This window comes from Spirillospora albida, assembly GCF_000718255.1.
GTDB lineage: Bacteria > Actinomycetota > Actinomycetes > Streptosporangiales > Streptosporangiaceae > Spirillospora > Spirillospora albida.
This window is the reverse complement of sequence record NZ_JOFJ01000022.1, coordinates 20,733-34,979: the sequence shown is the minus strand read 5'-3', so window position 1 is coordinate 34,979 and position 14,247 is coordinate 20,733. Positions and strand designations below refer to the sequence as shown.

12 protein-coding genes are annotated in these 14,247 nt (G+C 71.9%); 7 read left to right on the top strand and 5 right to left on the bottom strand.

All coding sequences use genetic code 11. The features are described 5' to 3' along the window. Nucleotides 1-67: 67 nt before the first annotated feature. Nucleotides 68-1,903: an acyl-CoA dehydrogenase gene (locus IE99_RS0124590; RefSeq protein WP_030175525.1), complete on the bottom strand. Its 1,836-nt coding sequence runs from the start codon at nucleotides 1,901-1,903 to the stop codon at nucleotides 68-70. A gap of 464 nt (nucleotides 1,904-2,367) precedes the next feature. On the opposite strand from IE99_RS0124590, the gene IE99_RS0124585 reads away from it, so the two are divergent. From IE99_RS0124585 to IE99_RS0124570, 4 genes are all read left to right on the top strand, one after another. Beyond that, nucleotides 2,368-3,699: a UDP-glucose dehydrogenase family protein gene (locus IE99_RS0124585; protein WP_030175523.1), complete on the top strand. Its 1,332-nt coding sequence runs from the start codon at nucleotides 2,368-2,370 to the stop codon at nucleotides 3,697-3,699. A gap of 126 nt (nucleotides 3,700-3,825) precedes the next feature. Beyond that, nucleotides 3,826-4,611, top strand: coding sequence for a sporulation protein (locus IE99_RS0124580; protein ID WP_030175521.1), 786 nt, complete (start codon nucleotides 3,826-3,828; stop codon nucleotides 4,609-4,611). Between the two features lie 75 nt (nucleotides 4,612-4,686). After that, nucleotides 4,687-6,141 (top strand): hypothetical protein, encoded by a 1,455-nt coding sequence (locus IE99_RS0124575; RefSeq protein WP_030175519.1) that lies wholly within the window; start codon nucleotides 4,687-4,689, stop codon nucleotides 6,139-6,141. 56 nt (nucleotides 6,142-6,197) lie between these two features. After that, complete coding sequence (locus IE99_RS0124570; RefSeq protein WP_030175516.1) at nucleotides 6,198-6,953, top strand: SDR family oxidoreductase; 756 nt, start codon at nucleotides 6,198-6,200, stop codon at nucleotides 6,951-6,953. A 6-nt stretch (nucleotides 6,954-6,959) separates the two neighbouring features. On the opposite strand, the gene IE99_RS0124565 is transcribed toward IE99_RS0124570, so the two are convergent. Further along, nucleotides 6,960-7,571, bottom strand: coding sequence for a rhomboid family intramembrane serine protease (locus IE99_RS0124565; RefSeq protein WP_030175514.1), 612 nt, complete (start codon nucleotides 7,569-7,571; stop codon nucleotides 6,960-6,962). A 91-nt stretch (nucleotides 7,572-7,662) separates the two neighbouring features. Between IE99_RS0124565 and IE99_RS0124560 the strand changes: the two genes are divergently transcribed. Further along, nucleotides 7,663-8,601, top strand: a complete 939-nt coding sequence (locus IE99_RS0124560; protein WP_030175512.1) for an NADPH:quinone oxidoreductase family protein — start codon at nucleotides 7,663-7,665, stop codon at nucleotides 8,599-8,601. A 30-nt stretch (nucleotides 8,602-8,631) separates the two neighbouring features. On the opposite strand, the gene IE99_RS0124555 is transcribed toward IE99_RS0124560, so the two are convergent. Beyond that, nucleotides 8,632-8,970, bottom strand: a complete 339-nt coding sequence (locus IE99_RS0124555; RefSeq protein WP_030175509.1) for a WhiB family transcriptional regulator — start codon at nucleotides 8,968-8,970, stop codon at nucleotides 8,632-8,634. 162 nt (nucleotides 8,971-9,132) lie between these two features. Between IE99_RS0124555 and IE99_RS0124550 the strand changes: the two genes are divergently transcribed. Then, a complete protein-coding gene (locus IE99_RS0124550; RefSeq protein WP_030175507.1) occupies nucleotides 9,133-9,585 on the top strand; it encodes a GNAT family N-acetyltransferase in 453 nt (150 codons plus the stop codon). A gap of 95 nt (nucleotides 9,586-9,680) precedes the next feature. Continuing rightward, the gene (locus IE99_RS0124545; protein ID WP_030175504.1) at nucleotides 9,681-11,198 is read left to right on the top strand and encodes a CYTH and CHAD domain-containing protein; all 1,518 of its coding nucleotides are present in this window, start codon (nucleotides 9,681-9,683) and stop codon (nucleotides 11,196-11,198) included. 9 nt (nucleotides 11,199-11,207) lie between these two features. Here the strand turns inward: IE99_RS0124545 and IE99_RS0124540 are convergent, their stop codons facing one another. Together IE99_RS0124540 and IE99_RS0124535 are read right to left on the bottom strand one after the other, a co-directional pair. Next, entirely contained in the window at nucleotides 11,208-12,095 is an 888-nt protein-coding gene (locus tag IE99_RS0124540) for an NUDIX domain-containing protein (RefSeq protein WP_037560036.1), read from the bottom strand. Continuing rightward, nucleotides 12,088-14,172 carry an RNA degradosome polyphosphate kinase gene (locus tag IE99_RS0124535; protein WP_030175500.1) on the bottom strand — a complete coding sequence of 695 codons (2,085 nt, stop codon included), beginning with the start codon at nucleotides 14,170-14,172 and terminating at the stop codon, nucleotides 12,088-12,090. The genes IE99_RS0124540 and IE99_RS0124535 overlap by 8 nt, the downstream gene beginning before the upstream one ends. Nucleotides 14,173-14,247 lie beyond the last annotated feature (75 nt).

Sequence of the window (14,247 nt, the reverse complement as noted above, 5' to 3'; positions counted from 1 at the left end):
CGACGACGGCCCCCGCCACGAGGCGGGGGCCGTCGCCATTGACTCCGCGGGAGGCGGAGGTACCGACTTAGAAGGACTCCTCCGGGAGGTCCATCACGTCGAGGTTGGTGTTCTCGGTGACGACGCGGTCGGACGCCAGGCGCGGCAGGACGGTCTGGCAGAAGAACTGCGCGGCCGCGACCTTGCCGTTGTAGAACGTCGTGTCCGCGTCGGAGACGTCGCCGCCGCCGAGGGCGGTGAGGGCGACCTCCGCCTGGCGGCACAGCAGCCAGGCGACGACCAGGTCGCCGAGCGCCAGGAGGAACCGGGACGAGTTGAGCCCGACCTTGTAGAGCTCCTTCGGGTCCTCCATGGCGCCGAGGGCCCACCCGATCATCGGGTTGAGGATGCCCTGGACGTCGTCCAGGCCCTTGGCGAGCAGGGCGCGCTCGTTCTTGAGGCGGCCGTTGCCGGCCTCGCTCTCGGCGAACGCCTTGATCTCGCCCGCGAGCACCTTCAGCGCCTCGCCGTTGTCCCGGAGGATCTTCCGGAAGAACAGGTCCAGGCCCTGGATGGCGGTGGTGCCCTCGTACAGGGTGTCGATCTTGGAGTCCCGGATGTACTGCTCGATCGGGTACTCCTGCAGGAAGCCGGAGCCGCCGAGGGTCTGCAGCGACTCGCCGCCCAGCAGCGCGTAGGCGCGCTCGGAGCCGAAGCCCTTGACGATCGGGAGCAGCAGGTCGTTGAGCTTCTCGGCGAGCTCGTCCTTGCGGCCCTCGAACTCGGCGATCTGCACGGCGTCCTGGTAGGACGCGGTCAGCTGGACGAGCGCCCGCATGCCCTCGGCGTACGCCTTCTGGGTCATGAGGCTGCGCCGGACGTCCGGGTGGTGGGTGATCGTGACGCGCGGCGCGGTCTTGTCCGTCATCTGCGTCATGTCGGCGCCCTGGACGCGCTCCTTGGCGTACTCGAGCGCGTTGAGGTAGCCGGTGGAGAGGGTGGCGATCGCCTTGGTGCCGACCATCATCCGGGCGTACTCGATGACGAGGAACATCTGCTTGATGCCCTCGTGGACGTCGCCGACCAGGTAGCCGATCGCGGGGTGCTTCTCGCCGAGGGTGAGCTCGCAGGTCGTGGAGACCTTGAGGCCCATCTTCTTCTCGACGTTGGTGACGTAGGCGCCGTTGCGGTCGCCGAGCTCACCGGTTTCGACGTCCACGAGGTACTTCGGCACGAGGAACATCGACAGGCCCTTGGTGCCGGGGCCGGCGCCCTCGGGGCGGGCGAGCACCAGGTGGAAGATGTTGTCGGACATGTCGTGCTCGGCCGAGGTGATGAAGCGCTTGACGCCCTCGATGTGCCAGGTGCCGTCGGGCTGCTCGACGGCCTTGGTGCGGCCGGCGCCGACGTCGGAGCCCGCGTCGGGCTCGGTCAGCACCATCGTGGCGCCCCACTGGCGCTCGAGGGCCAGCTCGGCGAACTTCTTCTGCTCGGCGTTGCCGATGTGCCAGAGGATCTGGGCGAAGCCGGGGCCGGACGAGAACATGTACACGGCCGGGTTGGCGCCCAGGACCTGCTCGGCGACCGCCCAGGTGAGGGAGCGGGGAGCGCCGCTGCCGCCGAACTCGGGGTTGAGGTCGAGGCGGAACCACTCGGCGTCCATCCACGCCTTGTAGGACTTCTTGAAGCTCTCCGGCATCGTGACGGTGCCGGTGGCGGGGTCGAACTTCGGCGGGTTGCGGTCGGCGTCCTCGAAGGACTCGGCGAGCGGCCCTTCGGCGAGGCGCTTCACCTCGTCGAGGATGCTGCGCACGGTGTCCTCGTCGAGCTCCGCGTACGGGCCCTTGCCGAGGAGGTCCTGGCGCCTGAACACCTCGAAGAGGTTGAACTCCAGGTCCCGGAGGTTGCTCTTGTAGTGCCCCATTCGAGACTCCGTTAGATCCCGCGGCGACCTGCGGCCCCGCTCCATACTGGTCAGTAACTCGACATCATGCTACCCGCTGGTAACCAGTGACAACCCCCCAGAACCCGGGGAATCTCCGACCTGAGGCCGCAGAGCGGTCACCGTCCGGGCAATGATGTGACACTGATCACCCCACGTCCGGGTAAACGCGTCACGTCAGTGGTCGCGCTTTCCCATCGCGCGACCACCATGGGTCTCCGCACGTCACCCGACATTCGGGCCATCCTTGCGGATTCCGCACAACGATTCAGGTAGATCGCCCTATTCCGTCCGAATCAGATGGGGGCCCAGCGGCCCCCGCCGCGAGAGGCGGCACACTGATCAAGGTCGCGAGCGATCCCCGCGACCGGACAGGGTGGTCCGCGCAGCGCCGGGCGGACCGACGAAGCCAGAAGCCTCGCAGCCAGCGGTAAGGAGATGCGCCAATGAAGTCGACGGAGGTCCCGAGGCTCACCGTCATCGGCACCGGCTACCTCGGTGCCACGCACGCGATCTGCATGGCCGTCCTCGGCTACGAGGTCATCGGGCTCGACGTCGACCAACGCAAGATCGACAAGCTCGCGTCCGGCGAGGTGCCCTTCTTCGAGCCGGGCCTGCCCGAGCTCCTCACCAAGGCGCTCGAATCGGGGCGGCTGCGGTTCACCACGTCGTTCGCCGAGGCCGCCGCGTTCGGCGACGTCCACTTCATCTGCGTCGGCACCCCCCAGCAGCCCGGCTCCGACGCCTGCGACCTCACGTTCGTGGACGCCGCCGTCCGCGGTCTCGCCGTCCACCTCGACCGGCGGGCCCTCGTCGTCGGGAAGTCGACCGTGCCGGTCGGCACGGCGCAGCGCCTCACCTCGCTCGTGCAGGAGCTGGCCCCGGCGGGCACCGACGTGGAACTCGCCTGGAACCCCGAGTTCCTCCGCGAGGGCTTCGCCGTGGACGACACGATGCGCCCGGACCGCCTGGTGTTCGGCGTCGCCTCCGCGTGGGCGGACGAGCGGCTCAGCGCCGCGTTCGCCCCGATCCTGGAGCAGGGCACCCCGGTGGTGCGGACCGACCTGGCCACCGCCGAGCTGGTCAAGGTCGCCGCGAACTCGTTCCTGGCGACCAAGATCTCCTACATCAACGCGATGGCCGAGGTCTGCGAGGCGGTCGGCGCCGACGTCAAGGACCTGGCCGACTCCCTGGCCCTGGACGACCGGATCGGCGGCAGGTTCCTCAAGCCCGGCCTCGGCTTCGGCGGCGGCTGCCTGCCGAAGGACATCCGCGCCTTCGCCCACCGCGCCGAGGAGATCGGCGTCGGCCAGGCCGTCTCCTTCCTCCGCCAGGTCGACGACATCAACCGCCGCCGCCGCGCCCGCACCGTCGACCTCGTCCGCGAACTCCTCGGCGGCAGGATCTCCGGCCACCGCATCGCCTGCTGGGGCGCCGCCTTCAAACCCAACTCCGACGACATCCGCGACGCCCCCGCCCTCGACGTCGCCCGCACCCTGCACGGCCTCGGCGGGCACGTCCGCGTCTACGACCCCGCCGCCCTGGACAACGCCCGCCGCGCCTTCCCCGAGCTCCGCTACGGCGACAGCGCCCTCGACGTCGCCCACGACGCCGACGTCATCGTCCTGCTCACCGAATGGGCCGACTTCCGCGAGATCGACCCCGCGGCGCTGGCGGGGGTCGTCCGCGACAAGCGCATCGTCGACGGGCGCCACGCCCTGGACGCCGCCCAGTGGCGCGCCGCCGGCTGGGAGTACCGGGCGCTCGGCCGCTCCTGATGTCCGCTCCCGGCCGCGGCCGGCGGATCGCAGGTCACGGCCGGAACGGGGAACGTAACCTCCGAGCAGGACGTCTATGGGACGGACGAGGGCGCTCGAGGCGCCCGAACACGGGAGGACGGGCCATTGGTCTTCAAGAAGCTGCGGCAGGCGATCGGCATCGGCGGGCCGTCGATCGAGACGGTCCTGCACGATCCGAACACGCGGCCGGGCGGAGCGGTCACCGGTGAGATCACGATCATCGGCGGCCAGTACAACTCGGACATCAAGGCGGTGACGCTGGCCCTGCGCAGCCGGGTGGAGGTCGAGTCGGGCGACAACGAGTACACCTCCAACCTCGACTACGCCAAGCTGCCGGTCGCGGGCGGCTTCTCCCTGCAGGAGGGGGCGCGGCACAGCGTCCCGTTCCAGTTCCCGATCCCGTGGGAGGCGCCGCTCACCCACATGTACGGCCGCCAGCTGCACGGCACGACCGTCGGCATCGCGACCGAGCTGGAGGTGGCGGGCGCGGTCGACCCGGGCGACCTCGACCCGATCGCCGTGCACCCGCTTCCCGCGCAGGAGCGCATCCTCGCCGCCTTCTCCAACCTCGGGTTCGTGTTCCGCAACGCCGACTGCGAGAAGGGCCGCATCTGGGGCGTCCACCAGGAACTGCCCTTCTACCAGGAGATCGAGTTCCACCCGCCTGCGCGCTACGCGAGCGGCATCAAGCAGCTCGAGGTGACGTTCGTCTCCAACCCCCATTCCATGGAGGTCGTCCTGGAGCTGGACAAGCGCGGCGGGGTCTTCACCGAGGGCCACGACGCGTTCAGCCGCTTCACCGTCGACTACGCGACGGTCGACAACACCAACTGGGAGCAGCAGCTCGACGGCTTCCTCCAGCAGGCCGGACGCCGCCGCGGCTTCTTCTGACCGCGCCCGCCGCAGACCCCCGCCGCGATCAACGAGCTTGATCACGGCGGGGGTCTGCGCGTAGAAAGGGGTAACGTGCCCCAGCCCCCCGGATTGAACGACGCGGAACGGCGCCTCTGGGCCGCGTTCCCCGCCGGTACGACGGTCGAACTCGGCGACGATCGTCCGGCCGGTCCCCTGCCCGACCGGATCGTGCGGGCGGAGGTCATCGGGCAGCTGCTGCTCGGCGCCTGCGAGACCCGCCCGGGATCGGTCGCGGCGGTGCGGTTACGGGGGGCCTACATCCTCGGGCGACTCGACCTGGCGGGCGGGCTGGTCGAGCACGAGCTGCGGCTGGAGCGGTGCAGGCTCGTGGAGGAGCCCGACCTGTCCAACGCGCAGACCCGCCAGCTGCGGTTCGCCGAGTGCCGCATGCCGGGCTTCGACGGCGGCGGGCTCCGCGCCGACGGCTATCTCAGCCTGTCCGGCTCCGAGATCGAGGGGCAGGTGCGGCTGCCGCGCGCCCAGCTCGGCGGCGGACTCCGCATGAACGGCACGACGATCACGGTGGCGCCCGAGGAGTGGGCCGTCTACAGCGGCGGGCTCGTCGTCGACGTCGGCACGTTCATCCGGGACGCGAGGATCACCGGCGGGGTCCGGTTCGTCGGCGCCCGCATGAACGGCGGCCTGTTCATGGAGGGCACCGTGATCGAGAGCCCCGGCGGGCACGCCCTCGACGGCCAGAACATGGTGGTCGAGGACGCGTGCGAGCTCAGCCGGGGGTTCTCCGCCCTCGGCACGGTGCGGCTGCGCAGCGCCCGCGTCAACGGCATCGTGTCGTTCTCGCGCGGACGGCTCGACTCCGGCGACCCGGCGCGGCAGGCGCTGCACGCCAGCCACATGCAGGCCGACGAGCTGCTGCTGTGGCCGGACCGGAAGATCAACGGCCGGGTGTCGCTGTCCTACTCCCGCATCGGCGTGATCATGGATCATCCGTCGGTCTGGCCGGACGAGCTGTGGCTCAACGGCCTGGTCTACGAGACGCTGCGCGGCGCCGACTTCAAGGACCGGCTGAGCTGGGTGTCCCGCGACAACGAGTTCCACCTCCAGCCGTACGAGCAGCTCGCCGCCTGGTACCACGGCACCGGGTTCGACGACCTGGCCCGCAAGGTGCAGCTGGCCAAGCTGCGGGCGCGCCGCCGCCGGCTGCACGTCGTCGGGCGCGTCTGGAACCACGTCCTGGACTGGACGGTCGGGTACGGCTACCGGCCCTGGCTCGCGTTCGCGTGGTTCGCCGCGCTGCTCGCGCTCGGCACCACCGTGTTCTCGATCGAGCATCCGCGTCCGATGAAGCCGAAGGACGAGCTGCCCGCGTTCCACGCGCTCGTCTACTCCCTCGACCTGCTGATCCCCCTCGACACGTTCGGGCAGCAGCTGGCCTACGACGCGCTGGGCTGGTCCCGCTGGGTCGCGTACGGGCTGGTGACGACCGGCTGGGTGCTCGCCACGGCCCTCATCGCGGGGGTGACCCGCGTCCTGCGGCCGAACTAACCGCGTCCCGGGGGCGTCCACCCGGATAGGTGGACCATCAGTGAGAATGGGGCCTCATGGGCACGTATCTGATCACGGGGGCGACCGGCGGCATCGGCGCGGCGGTCGCGGAGCTGCTGCGCGAGCGCGGGCACGACCTGATCCTCACCGGCCGCTCCGCCGAGCGGCTGGACGACCTCGCCACCCGGCTGAGGGCCGGCGCGCACGTCGCCACCCAGCTCATCGCGACGGTGGGGCCGGGACAGACGCCGGCGCCCTCGGCGGGCCCGGCCATCCGGACGATCCCGCTCGACCTGACCGAACCACGCAGGATCGAGGCGGCGCTCGCGCTGGACGGGCCGCCCGCCCGGCTGGACGGGCTCGTGCACGCCGCCGGGATGGTGCACCTGTCGCCGGTCGCCGAACTCGAGGCCGACGAGTGGATCGAGCACCTGTCGGTGAACCTCGTGTCGGCGGCGGAGATGACGCGGCTGCTGCTGCCCGCGCTCCGCGCCGCGGAGGGGCATGTGGTGTTCGTCAACTCGACCGCGGGGCTGCGCGCCAACCCCGAGTGGTCGGCGTACGCCGCGAGCAAGTTCGGGCTGCGTGCCCTCGCCGACTCGCTGCGCGCCGAGGAGCCGGCGCTGCGGGTGACGACCGTCTACCCCGGACGCACCGCGACGGAGATGCAGCGCCGCGTCCGGGCGCAGGAGGGCCACCCGTACGCCGAGGACGACTTCGCCGCCCCGGGCACCGTGGCGCGGGTCCTGGTCGCGGCGCTGGAGACGCCCCGCGACGCGGTCGTGTCGGACGTGACCGTCCGGCCGCACTGAGGGCGGTCAGCCACGCGCGGTGTCGCGGCGCAGGAACCAGGCGCCGAGGACGCCGCCGATGAGGCCGAACAGGTGGCCCTGCCACGAGATCGCCGGGTCGCTCGGGAGGACGCCGAGCAGCATCGGCGTGCCGTAGAGGGCGACGACGGCGATGGCGATCGCGATGTCCAGGAGCCTCCGCTCGAAGACGCCGCGGCCGACGAGGTAGCCGAAGAACCCGAAGATCAGGATGCTGGAGCCGAGGGTGTTCGCCGAGCTCGTGAACCACACCCCCAGCCCGCCCACCACCGTGATGATCAGGGTGGCGCCGATGAACTTCCAGATCCCGCGCGCCGCCGCGAGGAACCCGAGCACCACGAACGGGACGGTGTTCGCCGCCATGTGCGCCACGCCCCCGTGCATGAAGGGGGCGGTGAAGATGTCGGGCAGGTCGCCGACGGCGTGCGGCTGGATGCCGTACGCGTCGAGCCGGTTCCCGGCCGCGTAGACGTCGAACAGTTCGAGGGCCCACATGACCACGGTCACGGAGCCGATCAGGAACGCCGCGGTCAGCGCGCGGGCGCCGTGCTTGACGAGTCCCTCCGACCGCTGCCGGGAGGGCACCTCGGGATAGCTCATGTACGCCACCGTAAGTCTCGGTTCCGTTGTTCCCTCAACGGTTGATCCCCCCGGATGGTGCCGTGATTCGCTTCACCGGCATATTGGGCGGATGCGTGCAGTGGTGTGTGAAGAGCTCGGGTCGGTCGCCGTCCGGGAGCTCCCGGACGTGAGGCCCGCCGCCGGGCAGGTCGTGATCGCCGTCGAGGCGGCCGGGGTCAACTACGTGGACGGGCTGTTCGTCCAGGGGCGGTACCAGATCAAGCCGGAGCCGCCGTTCGTGCCCGGCAGCGAGGTGGCGGGCACGATCGTCGCCGGTCCCGGCGCCGGGACGCGGGTCCTCGCCATGTGCGGTCTCGGCGGTTTCGCGGAGCGGGTGGCGGTGGCGGCGGAGGCGGCGGTCCCGATCCCCGCCAAGCTGGACGCGGCGCGGGCCGCGACGTTCACCCAGAGCTACAGCACGGCGCTGTTCGCGCTGCGCGACCGGGCGGGGCTGGCGCCGGGCGAGTCCGTCCTGGTGCTGGGCGCGGGCGGCGGCACCGGACTGGCGGCGGTGCAGGTCGCGAAGGCGCTGGGCGCGCGGGTGCTGGCCGCCGCGTCGTCGGCGGACAAGCGCGACGCGGCGATCGCGGCGGGCGCCGACTCGGCGACCGACACCTCCGACATCAAGACCGCCGCCCGGACGTGGTCGGAGGGCGGCGTGGACGTGGTCTACGACCCGGTGGGCGGCGGGCTCGCCGAGCCCGGCCTCCGCTCGCTGCGCGAACGGGGCCGGTACGTCGTGATCGGGTTCGCGTCCGGGGACATCCCGGCGCTGCCGCTCAACCAGGTCCTGCTGCGGAACCGGTCGGTCGTCGGCGTCGACTGGGGCGCGTGGGCGATGACCCGTCCGGTGGAGCAGCGGGCTCTGCTCGACGGGCTGCTCGGCCTCGTCGAGAGCGGCGCGCTGGAGCCGGTGGCGCCGCGGACGGAGCCGCTCACCGCCGCCGGGGCCGTCCTGGACGACCTGATGAACCGGAAGGTCGTCGGCAAGGTGGCCCTGCTCCCGTGAGGGCGGGCGGCGGCGTACCCGACGGGGTGCTCAGGCGGCGCGGGTCGCGGCGGCCTCGGCGGGCTCGGACGCGTCGCCGCGGACGACGATGACGGGCAGCGGCGTGCGCTCGGGGGCCTCGGCGGTGCGGCGCAGGTAGCGGCGCTCCTCCGGGGTCGTGCCGCCCCAGATGCCGTCGGGCTCACCCACCCGCAGTGCCCAGGCGAGGCACTCGGCCCGGACGGGGCAGTTGGCGCAGACCGCCTTGGCGGCGCGCTGCTGCTCCGCCAGCACCGGCGCGGAGTATCCGATCGGGAAGAACAGGTCGGGATCGGTGCCACGGCAGATGGCGTGGTCGGTCCAGTGTTCCTCGTTCGGGTCGCTGTGCATGGTTTCTCCCTGCGGTGCGGCCTCGTCGCGCACACCGGCAGTTCGCGGTAGGGGTGGTTGTCGGACTCAACGTAGTACTACGGCTCGTAGTACTACAAGCCGATGTGAAACATTGCACCGTAACGTCCGGATAACCTGTTGCGCGTGCTGCGTGATCAAGAAGTGACCTTTCGCGAGGCGACGGCGGACGACCTGGCGGAGATCGTCCGGCTCCTCGCCGACGATCCCCTCGGAGCGACCCGCGAAACGCCCGGGGACGACATCCCGGAGGCCTACTTCACCGCCTTCGCGGCCATCGAGAAGGACCCCAACAACGCGGTGATCGTCGCGGAGATCGACGGCCGGATCGCGGGCACCCTCCAGCTGACCTTCATCCCCGGCCTCACCTACACCGGCGGCGAGCGCGCGCAGATCGAGGGCGTCCGGGTCGCCGCCGAGGCGCGCGGCCACGGCGTCGGCCAGGCGATCATCGGCTGGGCGATCGAGCGGGCCCGCGAGCGCGGCTGCAGGGTCGTCCAGCTCACCACCGACCGGCAGCGCCCGGACGCGATCCGCTTCTACCAGAAGATGGGCTTCCGCCCCTCACACATGGGGATGAAGTACCCGCTCACCTGATCCACTGGGCATTCTGTCGCCGTTCACCTGCGCGTGCGATGCTGGCCACCTGGGTGTGCAAGACCCGTTTCGAGCGTCCCCTGGAGGAGCCGACCGTGCCCGTGAAGCATCTGGAGATCGAGCAGAAGTACGACGCCGGCGCCGACTTCGCCCTGCCCGATCTCACCGGCTCGCCCGGGGTCGCCGCCGTCGACGCGGCCCGCACCTACGAGCTGCACGCCACCTACTTCGACACCGCCGACCTGCGCCTCGCCGCGCACGGCATCACGCTCCGCCGCCGCCGCGGCGGGACGGACTCCGGCTGGCACCTGAAGATGCCCGCCGGCACCGACAGCAAGCGCGAGCTGCGGGCGCCGCTCGGCCGGCCGCTGATCGTCCCGGCACGGCTCGCCGCGCTCGTCGCGTCCCGCACCCGGGGCGAGTCGCTCGTGCCGGTCGCGACGCTGGAGACCGTCCGGACCGTCGTCCACCTCCGCGACGCCGAGGGCACGCTGCTCGCCGAGGTCGCCGACGACCTGGTCACCGGACGCGACGTCCGCGCGGCCGACGGGAGCGGGCCGGGGGCCGACCGATGGCGCGAGATCGAGGTCGAGCTCGGCGAAGGCGGCGGCCCCGACCTGCTGAAGGCGGCCGGCAAGCAGCTGCGGAAGGCGGGCGCGCGGCGGTCGAAGTCGTCCTCCAAGCTGGGGCGGCTGCTGGACGGCGCCATCGTCCCCTCGCCGACCCGGCAGGCCCGCGCGGACGCCCGCGCGCGGCTCGTCGCCGCCACGTCCAACGGCAAGGGCCCGTCGGTGACCACCGGCGAGACCGTCCTCGCCTACCTCGCGGCGCAGGTCGACGCCGTCCACGAGCAGGACCCCCGGGCGCGGCTCGGCGAGGAGGACGCCGTGCACCGGATGCGGGTCGCCACCCGGCGGATCCGCAGCACCCTGCGCAGCTACAAGAGCGTCCTGGAGACCGACCGCGCCCTCGGCGAGGAGCTGAAGTGGCTGGCCGGCGTCCTCGGCGAGGTCCGCGACCTGGAGGTGCTGCGGGCGCGGTTCCAGGAGCGGCTGGACGGCGCGGCCGCGTCCTGGCTGGAGGAGCTCGCCCGGCGCGAGCGCGTCGCCTACCGGCGGCTCAACGCCGCCCTGAAGGAGCCCCGCTACTTCGCCCTGCTGGACGCGCTCGACGCGCTGACCACCGACCCGCCCTTCACCGAGTCCGCCGGGCGGAAGGCGCGCAAGGAGCTGCCGGGCCTCGTCACGCAGGCGTGGGACCGGCTGTCGAAGGCGTACGAGGGCATCGCGGCGGCGGACGCCGAGGACGTCGCGCGGCACGACACCCGCAAGGCCGCCAAGCGCGCCCGGTACGCGGCGGAGGTGGCGGTCCCCGTGCTGGGCGCCGGGGCGAAGCGGGCCGCGAAGGACGCCAAGCGCATCCAGGAGGTCCTCGGCGAGCACCAGGACGGCGTGATCGCGATGGAGCACCTGCGGGCCGCCGCGGCGCGGGCGCGGACCGTCGAGGACGCGTTCGCCCTCGGCGTCCTGTACGGCGCGGAGCGGGCCGCGGCGGAGGCGGCGCGCGACCGGCTCGCCGTCACCTGGTCGCGGACGCTCGGCCCGTCCTTTTGAGCCGGTCCCTCACGGAGCGGGCGTGTGCCGCTCCAGTGAGGCGATGCCCTGCTCCGCCATGTGCGCGACCCAGAACTCGCCCTTGCGCAGAGCCGGGTCGTCCGGCACCTTCTCGCCGAGCCGCGTGCAGAGCCCGGTGACGAGGTCGGCCACGACCTCGCCGTGGGTGCACACGATCGTCGGGACGCCGTCGCCGACCAGATCCAGCAGGCGGTCGGTGGCCCGCTCCGAACTCGTCTCGCCGACGGTGAACGCCGGTTCGGTCACGAGCGTGCCGTGCAGCCGCCGGATGTACGGCAGGACGGTCTCCAGGCAGCGCGCGGTGCCCGAGCTCACGACCCGGGCCGGGCCGTAGGCGAGCAGCAGCCCGGCGAGGCCGGCCGCCTCGGCGCGGCCGGCCTCGTCGAGGGGGCGCAGCTCGTCCGGCTCCGGCCAGTCGCTCTTCTCGCCCGCCGAGGCGTGCCGCAGGATCACCAGCGGCCACGTGCGCAGGGGGCCGCGTCGGAACTCGCTCAGCAGGTCGACGTCGTGGCCGTAGCTGAGCCGCCGCTCCGCCTCGTCCGGCGGCAGCCACGCGAGCAGATCGACCTCCTCGTCGGGCACGAACGCGCCCTCCGCGACGGCCCGCGCCGCCCAGTAGTCGACCTGCTTGGGGCGTCCCTTCACCGGATACGCGGCGGTGGGGAGGCGGCGCCCGAGGCGCGCCACGACGCCCGTCTCCTCCTCGATCTCCCGGACGGCCGCGCGCAGCACGTGCTCGCCCGGGTCGACCTTCCCCTTGGGGAACGACCAGTCGCCGTAGCGGGGCCGGTGCACGACGGCGACCTGGGGCTCGCCCGTGCCCGACGGGGCGTCCCGCCACAGGACGGCGCCCGCCGCGCGGATCAGCTCAGCCATCGACCGTCCTCCAGCGCCTTCTCTTGACCAGATGGGTCTGCACGTCCAGCAGTGTCTCGTCCGGACGCGGGCGGTTGCGCGTCCACGTCCCGTCGGCGGCGAGGCACCAGGCGTGCGTGCCGTCCTCCATCGCGAGATCGAGCAGGGTGATCAGCTCGTCCCGCTGCGTGCGGTCGGTGACGGTGACGAGCGCCTCGACCCGCCGGTCGAGGTTGCGGTGCATCAGGTCGGCGCTGCCGAACCACACCTCGGGCTCACCGCCGTTCGCGAACGCGAACACCCGGGAATGCTCCAGGAACCGCCCGAGGACGCTGCGGACCCGGATCGTCTCCGACAACCCCGGCACGCCCGGACGCAGCGCGCAGATGCCGCGGACCCACACGTCCACCGGCACGCCCGCCCGCGACGCCCGGTACAGCGCGTCGATGATCACCTCGTCGACCAGCGAGTTGCACTTGATCCGGACGTGCGCGGCGTGCCCGGCCCGGTGGTTGTCGATCTCGTGCTCGATCCGCTGGACGAGGCCCGCCCGCAGGCTGTTGGGCGCGACCAGCAGCCGGTGGTAGGAGCTCTGCCGCGAGTAGCCGGTGAGGTGGTTGAACAGCGCGCTGACGTCCTCGCCGACCTCGGGGTCGCAGGTGAGGAGGCCCAAGTCCTCGTACAGCCGGGCGGTCTTCGGGTGGTAGTTGCCGGTCCCGATGTGGCAGTAGCGGCGCAGGATCCCGTCGGAGTCCTGCCGGACGACCAGCGCCAGCTTGCAGTGCGTCTTCAGCCCGACGAACCCGTACACGACGTGGCAGCCCGCCGTCTCCAGTTTGCGCGCCCACGCGATGTTGGCCCGCTCGTCGAACCGGGCCTTCAGCTCGACCACCACGACGACCTGTTTGCCGGCCTCGGCGGCGCTCATCAGCGCGTCCACGACCGGGGAGTCGCCGCTCGTCCGGTACAGCGTCTGCTTGATCGCGAGGACGCGGGGATCGGCGGCGGCGTCCTCGATCAGCCGCTGGACGGTCGTCGCGAACGAGTCGTACGGGTGGTGGACGAGGATGTCCCGCTCCCGGATCGCGGAGAAGACGCCGACGTCCTCCGGCAGCGCGTCCTTCGACGGGACGAACGGGGGGTACTTCAGCTCGGGCCGGTCGAGGTCGGCGATGGCGGCGAGCCCGCCGAGGTCGAGCGGGCCCTCGGCCCGGTAGATCTGCGTCTCGTCCACCATGAGCTCGCCGGTGAGCAGCTCGAGCACCTCGTCCGAGATGGACTCCTCGACCTCCAGCCGGACCACGGGGCCGAATCGGCGGCGCAGCAGCTCCCGCTCGAGGGCCTGCAGCAGCCCCTCGCTGATGTCCTCGTCGATCTCCAGGTCCTGGTTGCGGGTCACCCGGAACGCGTGGTGGTCGACGACCTCCATTCCGACGAACAGCTGCCCGAGATGCGCGGCGATCACGTCCTCGAGGGGCGTGAAGCGGTCGGGGGACGCCTCGATGAAGCGGGGCAGCAGCGGCGGCACCTTCACCCGCGCGAACATCGTCGCGTCCGTCTCCGGATCCCGGACGATCACCGCGAGGTTCAGCGACAGGCCCGAGATGTACGGGAACGGATGCGCGGAGTCGACGACGAGCGGCGTCAGCACCGGGTAGATCCGGTCGCGGAACAGCCTGCGGAGCCGCTCCCGCTCGGTCTCGGAGAGCTCGTCCCAGCGCAGGAGTTCGACGCCCTCCTTGGCGAGGGCGGGCCGGATGCCTTCCCGGAAGCACTCCGCGTGCCGCGCCATCAGCTCGTGCGCGACCGCCGCGATGCGGCCGAGGACCTCGCGCGGCTGCCGGCCGCTCGCCGCCTGGACGGCGAGGCCCGTCGCGATCCGCCGGGTCAGGCCGGCGACCCGCACCATGAAGAACTCGTCGAGGTTACTGGAGAAGATCGACAGGAACCGGACGCGTTCGAGCAGCGGCAGCGCCGGATCCTCCGCGAGCTCCAGGACGCGCTGGTTGAAGCGGAGCCAGCTCTCCTCCCGATCGAGGAACCGGTCGTCGGGCAGCACGCCGCCGCCAAGGGGGAGATGTCCTGGGTTGGTGGTCATAGCGTAATTTTCCCTGATCAAGGTGAACGGGAGGGGAACTTCGGTTACGTCACTGGGTCGGATATGACGATCATC